This window comes from Caballeronia sp. LZ043 (assembly GCF_031451075.1).
Taxonomy (GTDB): Bacteria; Pseudomonadota; Gammaproteobacteria; order Burkholderiales; family Burkholderiaceae; genus Caballeronia.
Genome location: NZ_JARUXT010000004.1, coordinates 1,037,229 through 1,061,311 on the forward strand (window position 1 = coordinate 1,037,229; position 24,083 = coordinate 1,061,311).

Annotated in this window: 21 protein-coding genes; 14 read left to right on the forward strand and 7 right to left on the reverse strand. The window is 66.3% G+C overall.

Annotated features, from left to right (window positions below):
* Positions 1–35 precede the first annotated feature (35 nt).
* Positions 36–1,196, forward strand: coding sequence for a hypothetical protein (locus QCE64_RS32300; RefSeq protein ID WP_310008231.1), 1,161 nt, complete (start codon positions 36–38; stop codon positions 1,194–1,196).
* A gap of 20 nt (positions 1,197–1,216) precedes the next feature.
* Here the strand turns inward: QCE64_RS32300 and QCE64_RS32305 are convergent, their stop codons facing one another.
* The 6 genes from QCE64_RS32305 to QCE64_RS32330 form a co-directional block, all read right to left on the reverse strand.
* Positions 1,217–2,494 carry a DUF445 domain-containing protein gene (locus QCE64_RS32305; RefSeq protein ID WP_310008233.1) on the reverse strand — a complete coding sequence of 426 codons (1,278 nt, stop codon included), beginning with the start codon at positions 2,492–2,494 and terminating at the stop codon, positions 1,217–1,219.
* Positions 2,495–2,505: 11 nt separating this feature from the next.
* Positions 2,506–2,925 carry an ACT domain-containing protein gene (locus tag QCE64_RS32310; protein WP_310008236.1) on the reverse strand — a complete coding sequence of 140 codons (420 nt, stop codon included), beginning with the start codon at positions 2,923–2,925 and terminating at the stop codon, positions 2,506–2,508.
* A complete protein-coding gene (uvrA, locus tag QCE64_RS32315; RefSeq protein WP_310008239.1) occupies positions 2,915–8,743 on the reverse strand; it encodes an excinuclease ABC subunit UvrA in 5,829 nt (1,942 codons plus the stop codon). The genes QCE64_RS32310 and uvrA overlap by 11 nt, the downstream gene beginning before the upstream one ends.
* Before the next feature lie 176 nt (positions 8,744–8,919).
* Complete coding sequence (locus QCE64_RS32320) at positions 8,920–9,810, reverse strand: alpha/beta hydrolase (RefSeq protein WP_310008240.1); 891 nt, start codon at positions 9,808–9,810, stop codon at positions 8,920–8,922.
* Between the two features lie 85 nt (positions 9,811–9,895).
* Entirely contained in the window at positions 9,896–11,023 is a 1,128-nt protein-coding gene (locus QCE64_RS32325) for a M14 family metallopeptidase (RefSeq protein WP_310008242.1), read from the reverse strand.
* 2 nt (positions 11,024–11,025) lie between these two features.
* Positions 11,026–11,796: a transporter substrate-binding domain-containing protein gene (locus tag QCE64_RS32330; protein WP_310008244.1), complete on the reverse strand. Its 771-nt coding sequence runs from the start codon at positions 11,794–11,796 to the stop codon at positions 11,026–11,028.
* Between the two features lie 117 nt (positions 11,797–11,913).
* On the opposite strand from QCE64_RS32330, the gene QCE64_RS32335 reads away from it, so the two are divergent.
* The gene (locus tag QCE64_RS32335) at positions 11,914–12,846 is read left to right on the forward strand and encodes a LysR substrate-binding domain-containing protein (RefSeq protein ID WP_310008246.1); all 933 of its coding nucleotides are present in this window, start codon (positions 11,914–11,916) and stop codon (positions 12,844–12,846) included.
* Here QCE64_RS32335 and QCE64_RS32340 read toward each other — a convergent pair.
* Positions 12,831–13,334: a DUF6496 domain-containing protein gene (locus tag QCE64_RS32340; RefSeq protein WP_310008248.1), complete on the reverse strand. Its 504-nt coding sequence runs from the start codon at positions 13,332–13,334 to the stop codon at positions 12,831–12,833. The genes QCE64_RS32335 and QCE64_RS32340 overlap by 16 nt on opposite strands.
* A 430-nt stretch (positions 13,335–13,764) precedes the next feature.
* On the opposite strand from QCE64_RS32340, the gene QCE64_RS32345 reads away from it, so the two are divergent.
* From QCE64_RS32345 to QCE64_RS32400, 12 genes are all read left to right on the forward strand, one after another.
* Entirely contained in the window at positions 13,765–13,941 is a 177-nt protein-coding gene (locus QCE64_RS32345) for a Flp family type IVb pilin (protein ID WP_309926739.1), read from the forward strand.
* A gap of 103 nt (positions 13,942–14,044) precedes the next feature.
* The gene (locus tag QCE64_RS32350) at positions 14,045–14,521 is read left to right on the forward strand and encodes a prepilin peptidase (RefSeq protein ID WP_309926740.1); all 477 of its coding nucleotides are present in this window, start codon (positions 14,045–14,047) and stop codon (positions 14,519–14,521) included.
* Positions 14,522–14,533: 12 nt separating this feature from the next.
* On the forward strand, positions 14,534–15,493 hold the full coding sequence (gene cpaB / locus QCE64_RS32355; RefSeq protein WP_309926743.1) for a Flp pilus assembly protein CpaB: 960 nt from the start codon (positions 14,534–14,536) through the stop codon (positions 15,491–15,493).
* A gap of 46 nt (positions 15,494–15,539) precedes the next feature.
* On the forward strand, positions 15,540–17,057 hold the full coding sequence (locus QCE64_RS32360) for a type II and III secretion system protein family protein (protein ID WP_404987710.1): 1,518 nt from the start codon (positions 15,540–15,542) through the stop codon (positions 17,055–17,057).
* 7 nt (positions 17,058–17,064) lie between these two features.
* On the forward strand, positions 17,065–17,439 hold the full coding sequence (locus QCE64_RS32365; RefSeq protein WP_309926745.1) for a CpaD family pilus assembly lipoprotein: 375 nt from the start codon (positions 17,065–17,067) through the stop codon (positions 17,437–17,439).
* Positions 17,440–17,476: 37 nt separating this feature from the next.
* Complete coding sequence (locus QCE64_RS32370; RefSeq protein ID WP_309935043.1) at positions 17,477–18,694, forward strand: AAA family ATPase; 1,218 nt, start codon at positions 17,477–17,479, stop codon at positions 18,692–18,694.
* Positions 18,694–20,085 (forward strand): CpaF family protein, encoded by a 1,392-nt coding sequence (locus QCE64_RS32375; RefSeq protein WP_309926748.1) that lies wholly within the window; start codon positions 18,694–18,696, stop codon positions 20,083–20,085. The genes QCE64_RS32370 and QCE64_RS32375 overlap by 1 nt, the downstream gene beginning before the upstream one ends.
* Positions 20,082–21,056 (forward strand): type II secretion system F family protein, encoded by a 975-nt coding sequence (locus QCE64_RS32380; RefSeq protein ID WP_309926750.1) that lies wholly within the window; start codon positions 20,082–20,084, stop codon positions 21,054–21,056. Before QCE64_RS32375 ends, QCE64_RS32380 begins: the two co-directional genes overlap by 4 nt.
* On the forward strand, positions 21,053–22,012 hold the full coding sequence (locus QCE64_RS32385) for a type II secretion system F family protein (RefSeq protein ID WP_309926754.1): 960 nt from the start codon (positions 21,053–21,055) through the stop codon (positions 22,010–22,012). Before QCE64_RS32380 ends, QCE64_RS32385 begins: the two co-directional genes overlap by 4 nt.
* The gene (locus QCE64_RS32390) at positions 22,009–22,908 is read left to right on the forward strand and encodes a tetratricopeptide repeat protein (protein WP_310008250.1); all 900 of its coding nucleotides are present in this window, start codon (positions 22,009–22,011) and stop codon (positions 22,906–22,908) included. Before QCE64_RS32385 ends, QCE64_RS32390 begins: the two co-directional genes overlap by 4 nt.
* Positions 22,905–23,414, forward strand: a complete 510-nt coding sequence (locus QCE64_RS32395) for a pilus assembly protein (RefSeq protein ID WP_309926760.1) — start codon at positions 22,905–22,907, stop codon at positions 23,412–23,414. The genes QCE64_RS32390 and QCE64_RS32395 overlap by 4 nt, the downstream gene beginning before the upstream one ends.
* Positions 23,411–24,070 (forward strand): TadE/TadG family type IV pilus assembly protein, encoded by a 660-nt coding sequence (locus tag QCE64_RS32400; RefSeq protein ID WP_309935048.1) that lies wholly within the window; start codon positions 23,411–23,413, stop codon positions 24,068–24,070. The genes QCE64_RS32395 and QCE64_RS32400 overlap by 4 nt, the downstream gene beginning before the upstream one ends.
* Positions 24,071–24,083: the final 13 nt, after the last annotated feature.

The window sequence follows — 24,083 nt, forward strand, 5'->3', positions numbered from 1 at the left end:
CGCGGCCAGATGAGCCGAACGCAACAGGAGCCCGCATGGCCATACAACCGGTAACCGGCAAGGAGTCATACTGGGGCGACGTGCATCCGACAGAGAACCAGGTCAGGCTCATCAACCAGAGTCCAACGATGCAGGCAGACCTCCAGGATTACGGCGCGGCAGTCAGCTCGGGAGATATCCAGCCGATTGCGGTCGGCCCGGACAAAGGGACCTATTTCGAGGACGCTACGCAGCACCGGATCGTACTCGCCCACAACTTTGCCGGGTTATCCGACGGCAACTGGATCGGGGCACTTTCACACGAGCTCGGCCATTTCGAGAGTCGCAGCAACGACCGGGCGTTTGCGACCCGCTACGGCGTCAATCCACGCGATCCCGAGGCGTTCGACGTGGAAGCGATGCTGGGTTTGCGCGGCGAAGGCGAGGCGATCTACAACAACTGGAAAGTCGGCCAGGAAATCTTGCGGAACACCTCGACGCCGGAGCATCCCGGGATGCTCATCAACATGGCGGGCGAACAACCAGGCGGCCCAACCCAGCAAGCGCTCGACAGTCTGCACGCGTCCGATACGCAGTCGGGCCTGTCCGACGAACAGGACAAGAACAGACTGATCGACAGAGCGGCGAGCCTCAACGCCACGGAAACGCCCAGCAACGCATCGAGCGATTACTACGACTACTACGGCGGCGCAAACAGGAGAGTCGTGCCGCCCGGACTGGGTTCACCGACCGCCGCGCAACTGGGCGATCCGGCTGGTGACGGCAAGATCACGTCGATGAACGAAACCTATGCATCCGGCATGCAGGGCACGCAGCATTTCGGGGCCGATGGCAAGCTCACCTCCGCCGACCTCAGGGATGCCAACGGCAACCTGCAACAGCACATCGAGTATGCGCGGCAGACGGGCGGCGCCTACTCGGCCACGATTTCCGACGGTCAAGGCGTGGTGACGGAGAAGGACGATTTCGACAAGGACGGCGCGTCGGTTGCCTACACGTACGGCAAGGACGGCACGCAAACCACTCAGGCCTACGATTCTTCCGGCAAGCCACAAGGCGACGCGGTCACATCAAACTCACCGCCTGGCGCGACCCCGGCTGCCTCGGCACTGCCAGAGTCAACGGAGGCGGCGCAAACCTATGACGGCGTCCAAGAACCCAGCGCCGCGAGCAACACCGACCCCGACGCCGGCTGATCCGCACGAACCGCAGGCGTTCACAGCAACGCCGTGACCGCGTGAATCAGGATACCGACCGCGCCGCCCACCAGCGTCCCGTTCACGCGGATGAACTGCAGATCCCGCCCGATGTTCAGCTCGACATCACGCACGAGCGTCGCGTCGTCCCATTGCTTGACCGTGGCGGCGATATGCTTCGCGATGCCGTCGCGCAGTTCCGGCGCCAGCGCCTTCAGCGCGTCGCGCATGTGCTCGTTGATCGAATCGCGCAAGGCCGGATCATTACCGAGCGCCGAAGCGAATCCGCCCGCCATTGCAACCACCTTCATGTGCAGCGCCGAGTCGGGCCGCCTGATGTCGGCATCGAGCCATGCGACGAATTCGTCCCACAGACCGTTCACGTAATCCCGCAGTTCCGGCCGTTCGAGCCATTCGCGCTTGTGCTCGTCGATGCGCGCCTTGAACGCCGGGTCCGTACGCAGGCGTTCGACAAACCGCGCCACGGCTGCATCGAAGGCCAGGCGGCGTTCATGCTCCGGATCGCTGCTGACGTCGTGCAGCCACTGGTTAGCGCCGCGCACCAGTCCGGCCGCGAACTTGCTGCCGAGATCCTCGGCGTTCAATCCGACGAAGCCCAGCATGCCGACCAGCTTCGGATACTCCTCGCCCGCCACCGCGACGATGCGCGCCGCGAGCATCTCCTGCACTTCGGGCTTGTCGAGCCACGCGGCCATCTGCGCGAGCCCTTCGTCGAGCAGCAGCTGATGCCGACGATCCGAGGTCAGCGACGCCAGCACGCCGCCCGCCGCGCCCGCCAGATCGAACTGGTCCGCGCGGCGGCGCAGCGTGTCGTGCAGCATGGTCTTGATGCGGTCGTCATCGGCGAAGGACAGCAGTTGGCCCACCGCCGTCACCGCCTTCTTGCCAAGCAGCTCGGCGTTCTTCGGCTCGGCGAGCCACAGCGACAGACGGCTCGCCGGATCGAACGCGTTCACGCGCGCCACCAGCGCATCGGTGCCGAGAAAGCGGTCGCGGACGAACGCGGCGAGGTTGTCGCCGACGCGCGCCTTGTTCGCCGGCAGGATCGCCGTGTGCGGAATGGGCACGCCGAGCGGATGGCGGAACAGCGCAACCACCGCGAACCAGTCGGCGAGCGCGCCGACCATTGCGGCCTCCGCGAACGACGATACCCACGCCCAGATCCCCTCATCGTGCCGGCTCTTGGCGAGCGCGAACAACGCGCCCGCCGCGATCAGCAACGCGAAGGCGAACCACTTCATTCTTTTTAGCGCAACGGCTTTGTCCTGCGTTTCCATCTGGTGTGCTTTCAGGGTTTCGAAGAGGCCGCCAGCATACCAGCCCGCTTCTGCAAGGAAAGCAGCGCGTCCATGGCGCGCGGGGCATCGTCGGCGGGCACGAAGAGATGATCGTGATACGCCGCCGCCATCACGTTGCAGCTGATGCCCGCCTCGCCGAGCGCCTGCGCGAACGCCGCCGTCAGTCCCACCGCATGCAGGTCCGAGTGCACGGTCAGCGTGATCCACGCCGCGCGGAACAGCGGCGTCAGGCCCGCCGCCTGCGCCGCGTGTTCCTCCATCACGACCGTCAGGCCCTCGCGCTCGCGAAACGTCGCGATGACGTCAGCGCTCGCGGGCGCGCTTCCATGCGTCACCGATGCGAACACATACACGCCCGGCTGAAGCTCGGGCTCCATCGACGCGAGCAGCGCACTGAGGTCACGCAGCATTTTCAGCGGGCCTCGCACGTGCCAGCACCGGCCGCAACGCCGTGCCCGTGTGGCTGCGCGGATGCGTCGCCAGCGTGTCCGGGTCCGCCGCCGCGACGATCATGCCGCCGTTCACGCCGCCTTCCGGACCGAGATCGAGCACCCAGTCGGCTTCGGCGATCACGTCGAGATCGTGCTCGATGACGATCACGCTATGCCCGCCGTCCACCAGCCGGTGCAGCACGCGAATCAGCTTCGCGACGTCGGCCATGTGCAGGCCGACCGTCGGCTCGTCGAGCACATAGAGCGTATGCGGCGGCTTCTGGCCGCGCCGCGTGATGTCGTCGCGCACCTTCGACAGTTCCGTCACGAGCTTGATGCGCTGCGCCTCGCCGCCGGAGAGCGTCGGCGAAGGCTGGCCGAGCGTCAGATAGCCGAGCCCGACATCGCGCAGCAATTGCAGCGGATGCGCAATGCTTTGCATCGACGAGAAGAACTCGACGGCTTCGTCGATCTCCATCGTCAGCACTTCGCCGATGTTCTTGCCGCGCCACGTCACCGCCAGCGTTTCCGGATTGAAGCGCTGGCCGTGGCACACGTCGCACGGCACCTTCACGTCCGGCAGAAAACTCATCGCGATGGTGCGCACGCCCTGGCCCTCGCAGGCCGGGCAGCGTCCCTCGCCCGTGTTGAACGAGAAACGCGACGGCGTATAGCCGCGCGCGCGGGCTTCGAGCGTATCGGCGAACAGCTTGCGGATGGTGTCCCACATGCCGATGTACGTAGCCGGACACGAGCGCGGCGTCTTGCCGATCGGCGTCTGATCCACTTCGAGCACGCGGTCGATCGACTCGAAACCGCTCACGCCGCTGCACCCCTGCCACGCATGCTTGACGTCGAACTTCGGCCGCGGCGCTTCGCGCGCGAGCACGCTGGCGCGCGATCCCGGCGCCGGCTTGTCGGCCTGCGCCGACTTGCGCGCGCGCCGCACCGCCGGCGACGACAGCACCGAGCGACCGACCGCATCGAGCAGGTTGGTCATCAGCACGTCGCGCGCGAGCGTCGACTTGCCGGAGCCGGACACGCCCGTGATCGCGACCAGCCGGTTCAGCGGCACGCTCGCCGTCACGTCGCGCAGGTTGTGCAAGGTGGCGCCTTCGACCGTCAGCCATTGCTCCGGCACGGCGGCGCGCTTCGCGGTCGCAGCGCGCACTTCGCGGCGCGGCTGCAGCGGATGCACGATCGGGTTGGCGAGGAACTGGCCGGTCAGCGACGCCTTGTGGGCCGCGAGATCCGTCACGTTGCCCTGCGCGACCACCGTGCCGCCGCGCTTGCCCGCGCCGGGCCCGATGTCGATGATGTGATCCGCGCGGCGGATCGTGTCCTCGTCATGTTCGACAACCACGAGCGTATTGCCCTTGTCGTTGAGCTTCTTGAGCGCGGACAGCAGGATCAGGTTGTCGCGCGGATGCAGGCCGATGGTCGGCTCATCGAGCACATAGCACACGCCTTGCAGATTGCTGCCGAGTTGCGCGGCAAGACGGATGCGCTGCGCTTCGCCGCCGGAGAGCGTAGGCGCGGCGCGGTCGAGGCTCAGATAGCCGAGCCCGACTTCTTCGAGGAACTGCAGGCGCCCTTCGATCTCGCTCACCACGTCACGCGCGATATCCGCGTCACGTCCTGTCAGCCGAAGCGTCGCGATCCATTCGCGCGTATCGCTGACGGTCCAGCGGCCCACTTCCGTGATCGGATAATTGCCGAACGTGACCGCGCGCGCGACGTCGTTCAGCCGCGTGCCTTCGCAATCCGGGCACGGCTGATCGACGATGTCGTCCGGCTCCTGATCCACCGAGCCGATGGTCTGTTCGCGGCCGCGATCGTCCTGTGCGAACAGCGTGTCGTCGAACGCGGCGCGCTGCTCGCGCGTCAGCTTCACGCCGGTGCCCACACAGGTGTTGCACCAGCCGTGCTTGCTGTTGTACGAGAACATGCGCGGATCGAGTTCAGGATAGCTCGTGCCGCACACGGGACACGCCCGCTTGGTCGAGAACATGCGCATTCCTTCCGCGCCACGGCGCTTGCCGTCGGCCCAGGAACCGTACAGATCATCGAGCGGCGCGAGCAGATGCATCACGCCCTTGCCGATTTCGAGCGTGTCGTCGAGCAGGCGGCGCAGTTCGGCTTCGTTCTCCGGGGTCACGATCAGATCCGCCACCGGCAGTTCGATCGTGTGTTCGCGGAAGCGGTCGAGCTTCGGCCACGGCCTCACCGGCAGAAACTCGCCGTCCACGCGCAGATGCGTGTTGCCGCGCGCCTTCGCCCACTTCGCCAGATCGGTATAGACGCCCTTGCGGTTCACGACGAGCGGCGCAAGCAGCCCGACGTGCGCGCCCTTGAAGTCGCGCATGATCTGCGCGGCAATCGATTCCGAACTCTGCGACTGCACCGGCGTGCCGTCGTGGATGCAGTGCTGGATGCCGAGCTTCACGTACAGCAGGCGCAGGAAGTGCCAAACCTCGGAAGTCGTCGCGACGGTGGACTTGCGCCCGCCGCGCGACAGGCGCTGCTCGATGGCGACCGTCGGCGGAATGCCGTACACGGCGTCCACTTCGGGGCGGCCCGCCGGCTGCACGATGGAACGCGCATACGCGTTCAGCGATTCGAGATAACGGCGCTGGCCTTCGTGGAACAGGATGTCGAAGGCGAGCGTCGACTTGCCCGAGCCCGACACGCCCGTCACCACATTGAACTTGTTGTGCGGGATATCGACGTCGAGCGACTTCAGGTTGTGCTCGCGCGCATTGACGATGCGCACCACGTCCTCGCCCTGCAACGCGCGCCGTGCGCTCGCCACTTCGGCGGCGAGTTGCAGCGGCACGCCGGCGCGCTCGGCTGCGCCCGGGGCCATGGCTTCCTCGTAGTCCAGCAGCGCCCGGCCGGTATGCGAGTGTTCGCAGGCGGCCACCTCGTCCGGCGTGCCGACGCACACTACCTGACCGCCACCGTCGCCACCTTCAGGACCGAGATCAATGATCCAGTCGGCGGCGCGGATCACGTCGAGATTGTGCTCGATCACGATCAGCGAATGGCCGCGTTCCAGCAGCCGGCCCAGCGCGCGCATCAGCTTGGCGATGTCGTCGAAATGCAGGCCGGTGGTCGGTTCGTCGAACATGAAGAGGCGGCTTTCCGCTTCGCCGCCCTTCTTGCCCTTGGTGCCCTGCGACGTCTCCGCGAGAAAGCCCGCCAGCTTCAGGCGCTGCGCTTCGCCGCCCGACAGCGTCGGCACCGGCTGACCCAGCTTCACGTATTCGAGCCCGACATCGACGATCGGCTGCAGCACGCGCAGCACTTCCTTGTCTTCCGCGAACAGCTCGACCGCTTCGCTGACGGTCAGTTCGAGCACATCCGCGACGCTCAGGTGCCGCCCGCCGCGCTCGATCTTCACTTCGAGAATCTCGGCGCGGTAACGGCGGCCATCGCAGTCCGGGCAGCGCAGGTAGACATCGCTCAGGAACTGCATCTCGACGTGCTCGAAGCCCGAGCCGCCGCAGGTCGGGCAACGGCCATCGCCGGAATTGAAGCTGAACATGCTCGCGCTGTAGCCGCGCTGGAGCGCGAGCGGCGCCCTCGCGTAGAGCTTGCGGATTTCATCGAACGCGCCGACGTAACTCGCCGGGTTCGAGCGCGCCGTCCGGCCGATCGGCGATTGATCGACGAACACGACATCGCTCAGCTGCTCCGCGCCCTTCAGGTCGCGGAATGCGCCAGGCGCTTCCGTCGCCTTGCCGAAATGGCGCATCAGCGCGGGCGCAAGCACGTCCTGGATCAGCGTCGATTTGCCCGAGCCCGACACGCCCGTCACGCAGACGAGCCGCTGCAACGGAATCTCGACGGTGACGTCGCGCAGATTGTGATCGCTCGCGCCTTCGAGCACGAGGCGCGGCGTGTTCCTGTCGACGGCGCGCCGGTTCCAGTCCGACGCATGCGCCACCTGCTTGCGGCCGCCGAGATAGGCGCCGGTGAGCGTATCGGTGGACTGGATGTCGCCGGGCGTGCCGTCATAGACGATCTGCCCGCCGCGCTCGCCCGGCCCCGGTCCCATGTCGATCAGACGATCCGCCGCGAGCATCACCGAAGGATCGTGCTCGACGACGACGAGCGTATTGCCCGCGTCGCGCAGCCGGTGCATGGCCTCGACGATGCGGTTCAGGTCGCGCGGATGCAGCCCGATGCTCGGTTCATCGAGCACGAACAGCGTGTTCACCAGCGACGTGCCGAGCGCGGTGGTCAGGTTGATGCGCTGCACTTCGCCGCCGGAGAGCGTGCGGCTCTGGCGATCGAGCGTCAGATAGCCCAGGCCGACATCGCACAGATACTTGAGGCGCGTGCGCACTTCGGCGTGCAGCAGCTTGAGCGCTTCGTCGAGCAACGTGGACGGCAGCGTCAGCGAATCGAAGAAGCGGCGGATGCGTTCGATCGGCATCAGCATGAGGTCGTGCACGGTCAGGCCGGGCAGCGCCTCGAGCTGCGCGCGCGTCCAATCGACGCCTTGCGGCATGAAGCGATGTGCGGGCGACAGTACGGCATCCGCCTGTTCCTTCGTGCCGAGACGCCACAGCAGCGATTCGGTCTTCAGGCGCGCGCCGGCGCAGACCGGGCACGGGGTGTAGCTGCGGTATTTCGACAGCAGCACGCGGATGTGCATCTTGTAGGCCTTCGACTCCAGATAGTCGAAGAAGCGCTGCACGCCGTACCACTGGTTTTGCCACTTGCCGGTCCAGTCGGGCGAACCCTTGATGACCCAGTCGCGCTCCTCCTGCGACAGCTCGTTCCAGGGCACGCCAAGCCGGATGCCCGCCTTCGCGCCGTAGCGCACGAGATCGTCCTGGTTTTCTTTCCACGCGGGCGTCTGGAGCGTCTTGACCGCGCCTTCGCGCAAGGTCTTCTTCTCGTCGGGAATCACGAGCCCGTAATCGACGCCGATCACCCGGCCGAAGCCCCGGCAGGTCTCGCACGCGCCGTAGGCCGAGTTGAACGAGAACAGCGCCGGCTGCGGGTCCGCGTAGCGCAGGTCGCTCTCCGGGCTGTGCAGGCCCGTGGAGAAGCGCCAGATGTCGGGGTCGCCCTCGTCCTTCAGCACGTAGACGTCCACCCGGCCGGTGCCGCGCAGCAGCGCGCTTTCGATCGCCTCCAGCGCGCGCGAGCGCTCGGTGTTCTGGAGCCGGAACCGGTCCGCGACGACGTCGAGCATCTGCCGTCCGCCGCTCGCAGTTTCGATGTGGCGCTTCGCCTGCACGCGCGTGTAGCCGCTCGCGGACAGCCATTGCTCGACTTCCGCGTCGCTGGCGGTGTCGGGCAATTCGACGGGGAACGTGATCGCGAGACGCGGATCGTCCGCGCGCGTGCGTTCGAGCAGTTCGGCGTAGATCGTCTCGGGCGTGTCGTGGCGCACGCGGTGCGAGGTCTTTTTGTCGAACAGCTCGGCGGCGCGGGCGTAGAACAGTTTCAGATGGTCGTTCAGCTCGGTCATCGTGCCGACAGTCGAGCGCGAACTGCGCACCGGATTCGTCTGGTCGATGGCGATGGCGGGCGGCACGCCGTCCACGCGCTCCACTTGCGGACGGTCCATCCGGTCGAGGAACTGGCGCGCGTAGGCGCTGAAGGTTTCGACGTAGCGGCGCTGGCCTTCCGCGTAGAGCGTGTCGAACACGAGGCTCGACTTGCCGGAGCCGGACGGGCCAGTCACGACCGTCATCTGGCCGGTGTGCAGGTCGAGGTCGAGATTCTTGAGATTGTGCTGACGTGCGCCGCGGATGCGGATTGCGTTGTTCGATGCCAATTTGTCAACCGGTTCAATGAGTTGGGCGGCCGTTCACGGCCTCGGGCGAGGTGCGCGCGAGTTCGGAAGCGCACAGCTGCCGCAGCGAACAGTACTGTACACGCATACAGTGGTTGTCGCCAAACGTGTCGGGAGTGTCCGTCTGGGGTGCGCAAGACGCTCGCCTGATCGACGGGTCACTCCAGATGGCGGAGCACTTCGGCAGCCACGGCGTCGGGGGCCTCGCGCAGCGGAAAATGCCCCGCCCCGTCGATCACGACGCGCCGGTAGCCCGCCTGAAAGTGGGACTCCTGGCCTTCCGAGCTGGCGGGTTCGTCGCAGGCATCGGCGCCGCCCTGGATCATCAGCGCGGGCACGCTGATGCGCTCGATCGTCCCGAGACGCGCGTACAGGTCGGACAGCCTCGGATCGGACGGCTGATCGCCGCGCCAGCGCCGCCGATATGCGTTGAGCGTGATCGGCACCCAGTCGGGATTCTCGAAGGCGCGTGCGGTGATGTCGAATTCGGCCTCGTCGAACCAGCCGGGCGGCGACCACGTGTCCCACTGGATGCGCGCGAAGCCCTTCGGATCGGCGGCGACGGCGTCCGGGCCGCCATCGAGCGACATGAACCACTGGTACCAGAAACGCCGCGCCTGCGAAAAATCCGGCAGGCGGAACGCGCCGCGCGGCTGGTAGGCCAAGGCGAGCGCGGCCATGCGGCGCACCCGCTCGGGAAACAGCGCGGCAAGCGTGTAAGCGGCGCGCGCGCCCCAGTCATGGCCGACGACATCGAATTGGGCGATGCCGAGGGCGTCGGCGAGATCGATTGCATCCTGGGCAAGCGCGACGCCGGAGCCGTCGCGAACCGTGTCCGGCGAGAGGAAACGCGTGCCGCCCGCGCCGCGCAGCTCCGGCACGATGGTGCGGCGGCCGGCGTCGTTGAGGCGCGCGGCGACCGGGTTCCAGGCGCGGGCGGCATCGGGCCAGCCGTGCAGCAGAAGCGTGACCGGACCGTCGCGGGGGCCGGAATCGGCGAAGGAAATGTCGAGCGTCGGCGTGCGGGCGTGGAGAGCGAAGTCAAGCATGGCGAGACTCCTCAACGGGAACGCGAATGGGGGAAGGTCATTCTAGCGACGCGGCGTCGGGCGTGCTTGGCGTGCCCGTCCCCGCTCAAGCCCCGATCAACACGCCGCTCCTGATCGGCGTCTCGCCTGTTACGCGCCCCATCGGCGCTCCGGCGGGCACGAAGCGGATCGCGCGCCGCATGTAGAACACGCCGTCATTGCGCGTGGTGACGGTCGTCACCGCGTCCGTGATCGGATCGACGATATCGAACACCGGATCGCCCGCCCGCAACCGCGCGCCCACCTTCGCCCGATACACGACGATGCCGCTCACCGGCGCCGTCAGCTGCTCGCTGCCCGCGAGCGGCGTCGCGGGCTGTTCGAGCGGCGGCGGCGTCTGCGCTTCGCCCTCGATCACGCCGCGCCCGATCAGGAACTGGACGATGGCTTCGGCATCGTGCGCAGCGGTGTCGTAATCGACGTCGCGTTGGCCGCGATATTCCACCGTCGCCGCGAGATTCGGCGCGGCGAGCGGCACGGCGTCGCCCAGACGCTCCCGAACCTGGTTCCACAGGAGCGCGTGGACTTCATCGAACGACTGCCCGCCGGAATCCGTCGCGAGCAGCACGCCGTTGGCGTCGAGATGGCGCGCGAGCGGTTCGAGCGCCGGCCAACTTGCCGGGCTGGTATACAGATGCACGGTCGCTTCGAGCGAGCAGTGCAGGTCGAGCACGATATCCGCCTGCGACGCGAGCCTGAGCAGCACGAGCCGCAAGTCTTCGAACTCGTTCTTCACCGTCGTCTCGCCGAGCAGCGCGAGCAACGCGGCGCGCAACAGACGCGCGTTGTGCGCGCCATCGTGCGGCGAGAACGGCTCCGCGACCCGCTCGATCAACGCGGCCGCGGTCGGCAGCGGAAAGCCGCGGTTGAAATTCTGGCCGCTGTTCGCCTCGAAGCGCCCGAGGAACTGCCCGAGCACATGCTGCGACAGCCCGATGGGATTCGCCACCGGCACCAGCACCACGGCGCCGCGCAGGCGGCCTTGCGCCTCCAGTCCGGCGAGACGCTTCTTGAGGGCCCAGGCGGCGAGCATCGCGGGCGTTTCGTCGGCGTGCAGCGATGCCTGGATATAGACCTGCTCGCCCGCGCCCCGCGCGTCGCCGAAATGAAAGCTGACGAGTTCGCGCGTCGTGCCGAGCGTGGTCGAGAGGAGGGAATCGCGCTGGATGTGCATGATCAGTCGCCGTAGACATCGAAGTCGAAATACTTGCGGGCGATCTTCTGATACGTGCCGTCGGCGCGCATGTCCTTCACCGCGCGATCGACCTTCGCCTTGAGCGCGGCGTCGTCCTGCCGCATGCCCATGCCGACGCCGTGATCGCCCATCGAAAGCGGCTCGCCGACGAACCCGAAGCCCGCGCCGCGCGGCGTCTTCAGAAAACCGTGCTCGGCCTCCACCGAGCCGAGCAGCGCGGCATCGATACGGCCTGCCGTGAGGTCGTTCAGCACCCCTTCCATGCTCTGATAGGGAACCACCTCGACGCCGCCCGGCGCCCAGTTTTTCATTGCATAGGTCTCGAACTGACTGCCGCTCTGCACGCCGATCCGCTTGCCGCGCAAGCCGTCCGCGCTGGCCGTGAGCGGCGCGCCCTGCTTCGCGATCAGCCGCGAGCGGAACTGGAACAGCTTGTTGGAGAAGGCGATCTGCTTCATGCGCTTGTCGGTGATCGCCATCGACGACATGATCCCGTCGATCTTGCGCGCCTGCAGCGCCGGAATCATCCCAGAGAATTCGAGCTCGACCCACTGGCAATGCATGGCGATGCGGCGGCAGATTTCGTCGCCGAGATCGACGTCGAAACCGGCGACGTGGCCGTCGGGCGTCTTGACGTCCATCGGCGGATAGCCGGGGTCGATGCCGAGCCGCAGGGTGTCGGCGTCCTTGGCATGAGCGGGTGCGGCAGCCGCGAGGATGGCGGCCAGCATGAGAGCGTGGAATCGGGGCATGGGGCGCGGTGAAGAGGTTATTCAGGGTCTCGATACTACGAGCGCCCGATGCCCACCAGAAGAGGCAATTTGCTTATCATGTTCACTTTTCGTGATCGCCCTGTCGCGAACCTGACGATGGAACTGACTCTCACCCAATTGCGCATGTTCATCGCCGTGGCGGACGCGGGCAGTGTACGCGCGGCGGCGCGGCGGCTCGACGTCGCGCAGAGCGGCGTCACGCAGCACATGCGCAAGCTGGAGGCACAGGCGGGCGGCCCGCTGTTCGAGCGCGACGTGCGCGGAGCGCGCCTGACGCCAATCGGCGAGCGATTGCGCGTACGCGCGGAACTGATTCTCGGCGAGTGCCGCAAGACCGAAGACGAAATGCGTCAGCTTCAGGGCGATCTGACGGGCCGCGTGGCGCTCGGACTGTCGGCCGAAGCCACGATGCGGCTGTTTCCCGCGTTGCTGGAGAGCTATCGCGAGCGCTGCCCGCGAATCGACGTGCACCTGACCAGCGCGACTTCACGGATGCTGACTTCGTGGGTCCGCGAAGGCCGTCTCGACTTCGCGCTCGCGCTGATCGCGCCGGACGCGGACGTTCACGACATGGGAACGACGCCGCTCTTCGAATCGGACGTCGCGGTGATTGCGCGGCGCGATCATCCGCTCGCGCGGGCCCGCATGCTCGCCGACCTGCGCGACGCACAATGGGTCAGCACGCGGCAACGTAGCGGCGAGACCGCGGGCAACCGGCTCTCCGCGCTCTTCGAAGACGCGCGCTTGCCCGCGCCGAGCATCGCCGCGACGACCGAAGCCGTGTTCGATACGCTGCATTGCATCGCCGCGAGCGACTATCTCGGCCTGGAACCGGCGGGCCTCGCGGCTCACCCGTTTTTCCGCGACCACGTGACCGTGCTCAAGATAGCCGAGCGGGCTGCGAGCACGCCGGTCTGCCTGGTGCGACGAGCGGGCGTGCCGCTGACGCCCGCCGCCCAGGAACTCGCGACGATGGCGCTGTCGTACTCGCGAATCGCCCGCAAGCGCCGCGCTCAGCGCGACGCGTGACGCGCGCGTGTTCCTTTCGATGCCGCCGCTGCATTGGCGCGGCGCGTCGCCCAGCCCTTCTTCGCCGCCGCCGATCGATCCGCAGCCGAGCGCCTGCTCGACGCCGCATGGGTCTGCCGCGACAGCGCCTTGGGCGACGCGGCCCTCGTGCTCTCCCGCTTCAACGCGCGGGTAGACGCCGCCGAGCGCTTCGCCTTCGACTCGGTGCTGGGGCTCTTCTTGGTGCGATGCGCGGCCTTCGTGTCCTGCGCGGCCTTCTTGCGGGTGGCGGCGGAGGTCGTGCTCTTGCTGGGCGCCTTCATCTTGACGCCGGAGCGTCGGGCCTCGGACAACCCGATCGCGATGGCCTGCTTCGCCGACTTCGCGCCGTGCTTGCCTTCGCGAATATGGTCGATCTGCTCCTTCACGAACGCGCCTGCCTGGGTGCTACCGGACTTGCCTGCGCGCTTCGCTTGCGAAGCGCGCGCGAGAGTTTTCCTTTCGGGCATGTCAGACCTCCTCGAGTGAAGTGAAACTGCGCTGATCCCGCGAGCAACGCATGTGCCCGCAAACGTTTTACGCGCCGACACGTCTCGACGACGGTCGACCCGCTCGCCGTCCGCCCGGATCCGTTCGATGCAACGGATCAGCACGCCAATCGTTTGCTTGCTGAAGAGACAAAAAACGCAATCGTTTTCTGTTGTCAAAGGCGTTCATCTCAGCCGAAGCAAACGTTCGAATCTTTTCTGCAAACAGGGTTAAAGCCACTCAGACGCATGCCGTTAACGGGCTTATCCATAGCACCCAAGTCGAGTTGAATTAAGGCCTGTTTCGCCTTTTGTTCCAGCGATTGGCCAGGGCCGCCGTGGATATGATCCAAATCGGTAAGCAAATCCCTCTGGTACTGCAAGCCCAAACCTCACTCATCAAGGAAGCAACATGCAGAAATTCATCAAAGCCTTCGTCCGTGACGAACGTGGCGTCAGCGCCATGGAATACGCGATCCTCGCCGGCATCGTCGTGGTCGCGCTGGTCGCTGTCGGCAGCGCCTTCAGCACCAACATGCAAGACGTCTTCTCGAACCTGACCACGAAGGTCAAGGCAGCGGCGGGCTAAGCAGTCGAGCCACAGGTCCGGTCTTCACACGCCCGGACCTCAACCTGCCCTCCCCCGAATCGAGCCCATCGTGACCGCCCTGTCTCTCATCATTCGTCTTGCCGTGCTCGGCGCCTTGCTTTGGCTCGCGATCGCCGACGTGCGCACCCGACGCTTGCCGACGAGCATAGTTCTCACGATCGGCGCACTGTTTTTCCTCGATGCGTTCGTCGCCGGCATGTCGCTCGACGATGTCATCTCGCATCTGGTGCTCGCGGTCATCGTGTTTCTGGCCTGCGCGCTGTTGTTCGCTGCAAAGATGCTGGGCGGCGGCGACGCCAAGCTCGCATCAGTCATTTTTCTGTGGGTGGGATTCGGTCTTTCGCTCGCCACGCTGACACTCGTCTCGGTCATCGGGACCGTGGTGTCGCTCGTGAGTCTCGCCACCCGCAACATGAATCCGTCTCATCGCTCCATGCCGCTTCGCGCCCTCGCCATGTTTTCCGCGGCCCGCGGCGTTCCGTACGGCGTGGCGCTTGCCTTCGGCGGCGGCCTCGTGATCATGCTGCCTGCCCTGCTGCCCCTCATTTCGACGCGATAGGACGGCGTCCCTATGTCCAATATCATTAAATTTGCCGTACTGCTGGTCGGCGCGCTTCTGATCGCGCTGATCGTGCGCGTGGTCGTTGCGGGCGCTTCGCACCCGTCGAAGCCGGTCGTGACAAGCGAAAAAGTGCTGGTGAGCGCCGCGGATCTGCCGCAGGGCCTGCTGCTGCGCGACGAGGATCTCGCCTGGAAGGAGATCCCGAAAGCGCAATTGCCGCCGAATGCCATCGTCAACGGCGTGGAGGGAGCGCCCAGCCTGAAGGGCGCGCTGTTGCGCCATCCGGTCACGAGCGGCACCGTGCTGGTGTCCGACGACGTCTTTCTGCCGAGCGCGCCCGGCTTCCTCGCCGCGACCCTCAAGCCCGACATGCGCGCGGTCTCGGTCGCCGTCGACGATGTGTCCGGCAATGCCGGCCTGATCCAGCCGGGCGACTACGTCGATCTGCTGCTCACCCAGCAGATGGAGCGCCGCACCGACTCCCCCGATCTCGCGGTATCGAGCGAAACGGTGGTGGAGCACGTACGCGTGCTGGCCGTCGGCTCTGAAATCAAGCGGCCCAACAACAGCGGCAGCGGTGGCGCTGACGCGGATGTCGCCGTGGTGCGCGCCCGTACTGTCACCCTCGAAGTGACGCCGCGCATGGGCGAAGTCGTCGCGGTCGCGGCGCGGCTCGGCAGCCTGTCGCTTGCGCTGCGCAGCTTCGCCACCGTCAGCCGCGATCCGGCAGCGCCCATGGGCGCATCGGCGCCCGAGCGCAAGCCCATCTGGGCCGGTGACATTTCACGCGCCGTCCGGGACCTGCCGCGCCCGCGTCCGGCTCAGTCCGGTACGCCGAGCGCCACGCCGGCCGCCCCGCGCATGGTGACCATCTACCGCGGTTCCGAGAAATCGGATACGTCGACCGTCGCGCAGGCGGGCTCCGGCCAGGGCGTTCCGCCGCTGCCCTCCGTGCCCGCGGAGCGTTGATCCCGTGCCCTTGTTCGAACGCGCGCCATCGCCAGGATTCACATTCATGAAAACGCAGTTCAGTTGGAGTCGGCTCGCGAGCGGTATCGCGGGAAGTATCGATCAGACGCGCAGCGCGCCGGCGTTGGCGTGCGCAGCGTTGCTCGCGTGCACGGTCGCCCACGCCGCGCCGCCGGCGAAGCTGCCGCCGCACGCCGGCGCAGCCTCGCCCGTCCGCACCGCTTCGACGGACGCGATGTCGCCCGCCGCGCCGCAAGGCCCGCTCGTGCTGGACGCGAGCAAGGGCACGATGTTGTCGCTCAACGAGAACGCCGTATCGGTGTTCGTCGCGGATCCGACCATCGCCGACGTGCACGTACCCTCGCCGCGCGCGGTGTTCGTGCTCGGCAAGAAAACCGGCTCGACCACGCTCTACGTGCTCGGCGCCAATAACCGGCCGCTCGTGCAGCGCACGATCATCGTCTCGCGCGACCTGACCATGCTGCGCGGCATGCTCACCGCACGCTTCCCTAACGCGAACGTGCAGATCGGTACGGGACCGGGCACGCTGACGCTGAGCGGCCAGGCATCGAATCCGGCGGATGCCGACGCCATCGTGCAGACGGTGACGCCCTATCTCGCCGAGAAGGAAGTGCTGGTCAACCGCATGACGATCGACCGGCCGCTGCAAGTGCAACTGCGCGTGCGCATCACGGAAGTGGACCGCAACGTCACGCAGCAGCTCGGCATCAACTGGCAGGCGATGGGCAACGCGGTCGGCAACTTCTACGGCGGCGTCTTCAGCGGCCGTTCGATCTACAACCTGAACCAGCCGCTCACCGCCGCCAACGGCGCCGTGACCTATCCGGTCAACCTGCCGACCAACAACGCTTACTCTATTCTGGGCGCCTTCAAGACGAACAACGTGGACATCCGCGCGCTCGTCGATGCGCTGAACCAGGAAGGTCTGCTCACCGTGCTCGCCGAGCCGAATCTCGTCGCGCTCTCGGGCCAGACCGCGAGCTTCCTCGCGGGCGGCGAATTCCCGATTCCGGTGTCGCAAGTCAACGGCGCGATCACGGTCGAGTTCAAGCAGTTCGGCGTCAAGCTCGACTTCACGCCAACCGTGATGACGGACCGCCGCATCAGCCTGAAGGTGCGCCCCGAGGTCAGCCAGATCGACACGACGGCGAGCGTCACGACCGGCGGCATCACCGTGCCGGGCCTGTCGGTGCGCCGCGCGGACACCACCGTGGAACTGGCGAGCGGCCAGAGCTTCGCGATCGGCGGGCTGCTGCAGAGCAATACCAGCGACGTGGTTTCGCAGGTGCCCGGCCTGGGCTCGATCCCGGTGCTCGGCAAGCTGTTCTCGTCGACCAACTACCAGAACAACAAGACCGAGCTGGTGATCATGGTCACGCCGTATCTGGTCGAGCCGACCGATCCGTCGAAACTGCGTACCCCGCTCGATTCGCTGATCTCGCCGTCGAGCGATGTCGAATACAGCTTCCGGCGCCAGAACGGCGACGCGGCGGCTCAGGCCGGACAGCCGCGTCTTGTCGGCGCGGCCGGCTACGTCTATTGAGCCCGTCATGAAACACACACGACTGCTTTCCCTTCTCATCGCCGGCGTGTTCGCCGTCGCCGCCAGCGGCTGCTTCAAGCCGCCGCGCAACATGCCGAACGAAACGGTGATCGGCTACGACGGCACGAACGCCGTGCCGCCCGACTGCGCCAGCCTCTCGCGCCCGTCGCTGCTGACGGACGCCGGCATCCGCCGGCCGAGCATGCAATGGGGCTGCGCCACGTACACCAACCTGGCCGCGCAACTCGCACGTCCCGAAGACGCCGTGCATCCGCAGACGCTCGGCCCGGCGGACGCGGCCGTGGCGGCGAGCGCGGTTAGGCGTTACGAGACCGGTCACGTGATCCCGCTCGACACGTCGACCTCGCGCAGCAGCAAGTGATGCAACGCAATTCAGCCCAAGTCAGACCAGGCCAGCCATGAGCACAGAGCTTTCCTTTTCGAAGACCAAGTCGAGCGCGCGCAATGCGGACTTCATCGCGTTCGTGTCCGATCGCAAGACCGAACAGATCGTGAAGAGCTTCGTGCTCGAACAGGCGATGCCGCACGCGCATATCGTCGTGGGCAACGTCGACGACGCAATTGCGTATCTCGCCAAGGTCGACCGCTCGCCGCTCTTCCTGCTGGTGGATCTGCAGGAATCCGTGATGCCGCTCTCCGACCTCGGCCGTCTCGCCGAAGTGTGCGAGCCCTCGGTGCAGGTGGTGGCGCTCGGCGAGCGCAATGACGTGGGCCTGTTCCGCAGCCTGCTCAAGATTGGCGTGCGCGACTATCTCGTCAAGCCGATCACCGTCGAACTGCTCAAGCGCACGGTGAACGTCTCGGAAGGCAAGGTCAGCCCGGTGATGCTGGCGCGCGCCGGCAAGACCATCGCGTTTGCGGGTTCGCGGGGCGGCGTCGGCGTCACGACGCTGGCGCTCAACGTGGCGCGTCACCTGTCCGAAGACACGCACCGCCGCGTCGCCTATGTGGACCTGAACCTGAACGGCGGCGCCGCCAACTCGATGCTCGGCCTGCAAAGCAACAACGGCCTGGTCGACGTGTTGCAGAACGTGCACCGCCTTGATCCGCAATACGTGGAGCGCACACTGGTCGCCAAGGGCACCCGGCTCTTCATGCTCTCCGCGGAACTCGAATACGGCGCCGCGCGGCCGTTCGGCGCCGGTGCGCTGCCGCGCGTGCTCGAACTGCTGTGCGACAGCTTTCACTACGTGATTCTCGACGTCGGCCCGATGACGGATCCGCTCGCGCAGGAAGCGCTGGATCACGCCGCGCGCGTCTATCTGATCGCCGACCGTTCGGTGCATTCGACGCGCGAGACCATTCGCCTGCTGCGTCACATCGAGGACCGTGACAACAATCCGCCGACCTCGCTGCTGGTCAACAACCCGAATGCCGTCTCGAGCGGCAAGGTGCAACTGAACGACTTCATGACGGCGGTCGGCCGCAACGTGCTGTACGAGATCCCGTTCGAGGCGAAGGCGCTCGCAACGGCCGAGAATCTCGGCGAAGCGCCGAAAGAGAAGAACGCGAACGGCTTCAATCAGATGATCACGCGTATCGGCGGCGACCTGACCGGTCAGCAGATGAACGCCGAGCGCTCGTTCTTCCAGAAGCTCCGGCTCAGGAGAGGCTGATGTTCGGACAGAAACAGGTTACCCGCCCGGAGCCCGACACGGAAGCGGCAGCCGACGCTGCCGCGCTCGCGCCGGCTCCCGCCCCGGCGCCACCGCCTCCGCGCGTGCAGGCGCCGGAAGGCAACGAGGTGCTGGTGCGTTCGGACCTGTTCAGGCTCATCCGCACCGGCGTGTTCGCCTCGATGAATGCATCCGCGGCCGTCGGCAAGACGCGCGAGCAGATGAAGCCGGGCGTCGAACAGCTCGTGCTCGAAGTCGCGGAGCGCGAACGGCTCAACATCACGATCTCGGAACAGGCGCAGATCGTCGGCGAACTGCTGAACGACATGTTCGGCCTCGGTCCGATCGAACCGCTGCTCGCCGACGACACCATCACCGACGTGCTGGTGAACGGCCCCGATCAGGTCTGGGTGGAACGGCACGGCCGTCTCGAACTCACGAATTGCAAGTTCCGCGACAACACCCACGTGACCAACGTGGCGCAGCGCATTGCGGCGGGCGTGGGCCGTCGCGTCGATGAAAGCAGCCCGATGGTCGATGCCCGTCTCGCCGACGGCAGCCGGGTGAACGTCGTGCTGCCGCCGCTCGCGATCCACGGCGCCTCGATCTCCATCCGGAAGTTTTCCAAGCGCAACATCACGCTGCATCGCATGGCGCAGCAGGGCAACCTGTCCGCCGCGATGGCCACCGTGCTCAAGCTCGCGAGCACCTGCCGCCTCAATATCATCGTGTCGGGCGGCACGGGCTCGGGCAAGACGACGCTGCTCAACGCGCTGTCGCACTTCATCGGCCATGGCGAACGCACGGTGACGATCGAGGACGCGGCCGAACTGCAGCTCGTGCAGCCGCACGTGGTCAGCCTGGAAACGCGGCCCGAGAATGCCGAAGGACTCGGCGCGGTGACGCAGCGCGATCTGGTGCGCAACGCGCTGCGGATGCGTCCTGACCGCATCATCCTCGGCGAAACCCGCGGCTCCGAAGCCTTCGACGTGCTGCAGGCCATGAACACGGGCCACGACGGCTCGATGACCACGATCCACGCGAACACGCCGCGCGACGGCATCACGCGTCTCGAATCGATGGTGATGATGGCGAACGGCAACCTGCCGCTGCTGTCGATCCGCCGCCAGATTGCAAGCGCGGTGCACATGATCGTGCAGATCGAACGGATGCGCGACGGCATGCGCCGCGTCACGCGCATCACGGAACTCGTCGGCATGGAAGGCGAGGTGATCATCACGCAGGACCTGTTCGCGTTCCATTACGACGCCAGCGCCTACAGCGAGGAAGTCAAAGGCGTGTTCGAAACGGGGTCGGTGCGGCCGGCGTTCGCGGCCCGCGCCGCCTACTACGGACTCGAAGACGCACTGCTGGAGGCGATGCGCCCATGAGCAACGTCGATCTGATCACATTCGGCGTGTTCGCCGTCGCCCTGCTGGCCGGCATCATGCTGCTAATGCTGCAGGACATGCGCAAGCAGCAGCCTGACGCACGCATCCAGGCCCGCGTCAAGGCCGACTTCCCCGCGACCGGCTCGCATATCCGCGACGCGCGCCATGACGTCGCCGACCTCTTCACCGTCAGCCGTAACGAAAATCTGTTCACGCGCTGGTTCGGACCGAAGATCTCACGCCTCAAGACCGTGGCTGGCGCGAACGGCTTGCGCATCGTGATCATCGCGACGGTCGTGGCCGAAATCATCGCGCTGCTGATGACGAATCTGCTGCCGCTGCCCGACGTCGCCAAGCCCGCGTTGCTCGCCGGCCTGCCGCTGCTCGGCGCGATGCAGTCGTACCGCTTTCTCGTCGAGCGCTTCAAGCGGCGCTTCCTCGAGGGCTTCCCTGATCTGATCGACCTGATCGTGCGCGCGGTGCGCGCCGGCGTGCCGGTCACGCACGTCATGGGCGTCGCGTCCAGCGAATGCGCCGAGCCGCTCAAAAGCGAATTCAAATTGATGGGCGACGCGTTGAAGGTCGGTCTCGATCTCGAAGAAGTGCTCGACACGGCGGTTGCACGCATCGGCATCGCGGATTTCTCGTTCTTCTGCGTCTGCCTGCTGCTCCAGCGCGAAACCGGCGGCCAGCTCGGCGAGACGCTCGAAAACCTCGCGGGCATCGTGCGCAAGCGCCGTGAGATTCGCCAGAAAACGAAGGCGCTGACGGGTGAGGCACGCATCACCACCAAGATTCTCGCTTCGGTTCCGTTCTTCATTCTGGGCAGCATGTTCATGCTCAATCGCGCTTATCTGATGGTGCTGTTCGATACCTCGGCGGGCCAGAAGGTGCTGATGTGCGCGGCAGTCTGCCTCACGATGGGATTGATCATCGTTCAAAAGATGTCGAAACTGGATACGGCGCGATGAGTCAGGACAACCTCGAAACACTGATCAACCTGCTGATGCTGCTGGCGCTCGTCGTCAGCATCGTGATCTGGTGGGCGACCAAGCACGGCGGTACTCGCGGGCGCATCGCCGAGCGCACGCGTCAGGCCGCGGTCGTGCAGCGCAATGAACGCATGGCGGTCGAAGAGGACACCGACGACGGCCGCATGGCGCGCCTCGCGCAGCGCCTCGCCCGCCTGGGCGACCGTCTGCCGCTGTTCGACGCCAAGTACCGCGCAAAACTGCGCACGCAGATGATCCGCAGCGGCTATCGCAGCCAGTCGGCGGTCTCGGTACTGCTCGCGATCAAGTTCGTCGTCGGGCTTGTCTGCGCCGCGTTCACCGTGATGCTCGGCTCGCATATTCCCGTGGTGGGCGGCTATCCGGCCGTGCGCGGCGTCATGATGCTGCTCGTTTTCGTGGTCGGCATGATCCTGCCGGAATACGTGATCGGCTTCTTCGCCGCGCGGCGCCGCAAGGCCATGGCCTCGTGCCTGCCCGATGCACTCGACCTGCTGGTCATCTGCACGAACGCGGGGAATAGTCTCGGCGTGTCGATCCGGCGCGTCGCCGACGAGCTGAAGACCATCTGCCCGCCCCTGTCGGGCGAATTCTCGCTGACCGCCGACGAGCTCAAGCTCTCGGGTGAAAGCACGCGCGCCTTGCAGGCGCTCGCCGACCGCATCGATCTGCCGTCGATTCGCGCGCTCATCTCCACGCTCACGCAATCGATGCGCTACGGCACTCCGATCACGCAGGCGTTGCGCACGCTGTCGCACACCGAGCGGCTCGCGCACATCGTCTCGCTCGAAGAAAAGGCTGCGAAGCTCGCCCCCAAGATGGCCGTGCCGATGATGCTCTTCATCCTGCCCGCGGTGATGCTGATCGCCGCAGGCCCGGCTGCCATCCAACTCATCAGCGTCTTTACAAAACGATGAAGACCACACCGTTCTCCCATCCCGCCGTGCGCCGCCTGAGTGTGACGGCCTGCTGCGCCACGCTCGCGATCCTGCTCGGCGCCTGCACGACCACGTCCCGCCAGAGCGTCGATAGCCGCCCGGTGATGCGCAACTCGGCGCCCAGCTCGATGAGCGAGATGCGAATCGCCGAGACCGCGCTCGATTCCGGCAACATCGAACTCGCGACGTCGCTCTACGAAAAAGTGGTGCAAGCGGACCCGCACTCGGTCGCGGGCCTCACGGGCCTGGGCAATACGCTGTACGCGGTCGGCGACTTCACGCGCGCGGGCGTCTATTACGATCGCGCCAGCAAGAACGATGCGAACGCGCCTGCGCCGCTCATCGGCATCGCGCGCGTCGCGATGCGCCAGCGCCGCTTCGACGACGCCATCGCGACGTACCGCCGCCTGCTCTCGCTGATGCCGGACGATCCGCTCGCTTCGGCCGGACTGGGCGCCGCACTCGACATGAGCGGCGATCACCGGGGCGCACAGGCCGTGTTGCGGCAGGCGCTCAGGAAGAACGCAGGCGATCCGCTGATTTCGGTGAACCTCGGCCTCTCGCTGGTGCTCGGCGGCGATCCGCGCGAAGGCGCGAACGTACTGCTCGACGTCACGCGCTTCCCCGCCGCGCCGCCGCAAGCCCGCCAGGACCTCGCGCTCGCCTACGGGCTGCTCGGCAACCGCGAAGCGGCCGCCGAGATTCTGTCGCGCGATCTGCCGAAGGCGTCGGTCGAGGACAACCTGCGCTACTACGACCTGCAGCGCGAGCTGCTGTTGCAACGTACGTCGTCCGTCTTCCCTGCGACGCCCTCCGGCTCCGCCACGCCCGCCGCCATTCCGACGGCCCAGGTGCAGACCACGCGCCTCAAATGAATCACTCCGCGCGCCGCCGGCCGGGCTCACCGGCCTTCGCGAAAGCACTGCTGCGCGACGAGCGCGGCATCGCGTCGATCGAATTTGCGTTCGTCGGGATCATTGCGATGATCCTCTTCATCGGCACCGTCGAGATTGCACTGGAGATGATCGCCGATGCATCGGTGCAGGCCGCGGCACAGGTTGCGTCGCGTGTCGGCCTGACCACGACCGCGCCGACTTCGGGCACGCGGTCGCAGGAGGCGCAGGCGAAGGTCGAATCGATCCTCGGCGGATGGCGCAACGTCGGCGCGACCATCGCCGTCACCGAACAGAACTACGGCAGTTACGGCTATAACAACGTCGCCAACGCGAGCTACGCGCCGACGTCGGACATGGGTGGATACGGCGACGTGGTCGTCTACAACATCCAGCTCAAGATGCCCGGCATCACCGGCGTTCCGAAACTGTTCGGCATCAGCCAACTGACCTTCGAGCGCAACTACATCGTGCTGAACGAAAAATGACAACGACCCGCGAACCAGCCGGATCCATCGCGACGAAACTGGGCCGCCTGCTGCGCTCGGATCGTGGCAGCGTGTCGATCGAGTTCGTGATCATCGTGCCGATGATGCTGCTCGTGCTGCTCGGTTTCACCGAAATCTACATGTATATCCGGGCGGTCAGCGCGGTCGATCGCACGGCTTTCACGCTCGCCAATACTATCGGCCAGATGACCTCCGTCATCGCCGACAACAGCGACACCACCGATGCCAACAGTTATGGCTCGCTGTGGCAGGATGCGGCGCTCCTCGCCGCGCCGTATCAATTGAAGGCCAACGGCATGGTGTACGTGACCTTCGTGTGCGATCCCGATTCCAGCAAGAAGTGCAAGGACATGGATACCTCCATGACGACCGCCACGCCGAAGGTTCAGTGGACGGCCTCCCCGCCTTCATGGACCAACAGCAAGGCTTCGAGCATGGCGTCGCGGGTGTCGAGCGCGGCGCCGCTGCCCACGACATGGCCCTTCCGCACGGGCGATTCAGCCATCATCGTCGAAGTGTTCCTGTCGTATAACCCGTTCCTCATGACCTCCAGACTGGTGCCTGGAATGCCCGGTCAGCAGACGGTGTACCGCCGCGTGTTCGTGCGCCCGCGTGCGCCGCGAGCGTTCTATTGAGGCTCGCGGAACC

Bases quoted from the DNA above. Each gene is read 5' to 3' on its own strand.
- QCE64_RS32375 (WP_309926748.1), top strand. From the start codon at position 18,694: ATGTTCGGACAGAAACAGGTTACCCGCCCGGAGCCCGACACGGAAGCG.
- QCE64_RS32345 (WP_309926739.1), top strand. From the start codon at position 13,765: ATGCAGAAATTCATCAAAGCCTTCGTCCGTGACGAACGTGGCGTCAGC.
- QCE64_RS32390 (WP_310008250.1), top strand. From the start codon at position 22,009: ATGAAGACCACACCGTTCTCCCATCCCGCCGTGCGCCGCCTGAGTGTG.
- QCE64_RS32400 (WP_309935048.1), top strand. From the start codon at position 23,411: ATGACAACGACCCGCGAACCAGCCGGATCCATCGCGACGAAACTGGGC.
- QCE64_RS32370 (WP_309935043.1), top strand. From the start codon at position 17,477: ATGAGCACAGAGCTTTCCTTTTCGAAGACCAAGTCGAGCGCGCGCAAT.
- QCE64_RS32310 (WP_310008236.1), bottom strand. From the start codon at position 2,925: ATGCTGCGTGACCTCAGTGCGCTGCTCGCGTCGATGGAGCCCGAGCTT.
- QCE64_RS32335 (WP_310008246.1), top strand. From the start codon at position 11,914: ATGGAACTGACTCTCACCCAATTGCGCATGTTCATCGCCGTGGCGGAC.
- QCE64_RS32395 (WP_309926760.1), top strand. From the start codon at position 22,905: ATGAATCACTCCGCGCGCCGCCGGCCGGGCTCACCGGCCTTCGCGAAA.
- QCE64_RS32385 (WP_309926754.1), top strand. From the start codon at position 21,053: ATGAGTCAGGACAACCTCGAAACACTGATCAACCTGCTGATGCTGCTG.
- QCE64_RS32320 (WP_310008240.1), bottom strand. From the start codon at position 9,810: ATGCTTGACTTCGCTCTCCACGCCCGCACGCCGACGCTCGACATTTCC.
- QCE64_RS32365 (WP_309926745.1), top strand. From the start codon at position 17,065: ATGAAACACACACGACTGCTTTCCCTTCTCATCGCCGGCGTGTTCGCC.
- cpaB (WP_309926743.1), top strand. From the start codon at position 14,534: ATGTCCAATATCATTAAATTTGCCGTACTGCTGGTCGGCGCGCTTCTG.
- QCE64_RS32380 (WP_309926750.1), top strand. From the start codon at position 20,082: ATGAGCAACGTCGATCTGATCACATTCGGCGTGTTCGCCGTCGCCCTG.
- QCE64_RS32360 (WP_404987710.1), top strand. From the start codon at position 15,540: ATGAAAACGCAGTTCAGTTGGAGTCGGCTCGCGAGCGGTATCGCGGGA.
- QCE64_RS32340 (WP_310008248.1), bottom strand. From the start codon at position 13,334: ATGCCCGAAAGGAAAACTCTCGCGCGCGCTTCGCAAGCGAAGCGCGCA.
- QCE64_RS32305 (WP_310008233.1), bottom strand. From the start codon at position 2,494: ATGGAAACGCAGGACAAAGCCGTTGCGCTAAAAAGAATGAAGTGGTTC.
- QCE64_RS32330 (WP_310008244.1), bottom strand. From the start codon at position 11,796: ATGCCCCGATTCCACGCTCTCATGCTGGCCGCCATCCTCGCGGCTGCC.
- QCE64_RS32325 (WP_310008242.1), bottom strand. From the start codon at position 11,023: ATGCACATCCAGCGCGATTCCCTCCTCTCGACCACGCTCGGCACGACG.
- QCE64_RS32300 (WP_310008231.1), top strand. From the start codon at position 36: ATGGCCATACAACCGGTAACCGGCAAGGAGTCATACTGGGGCGACGTG.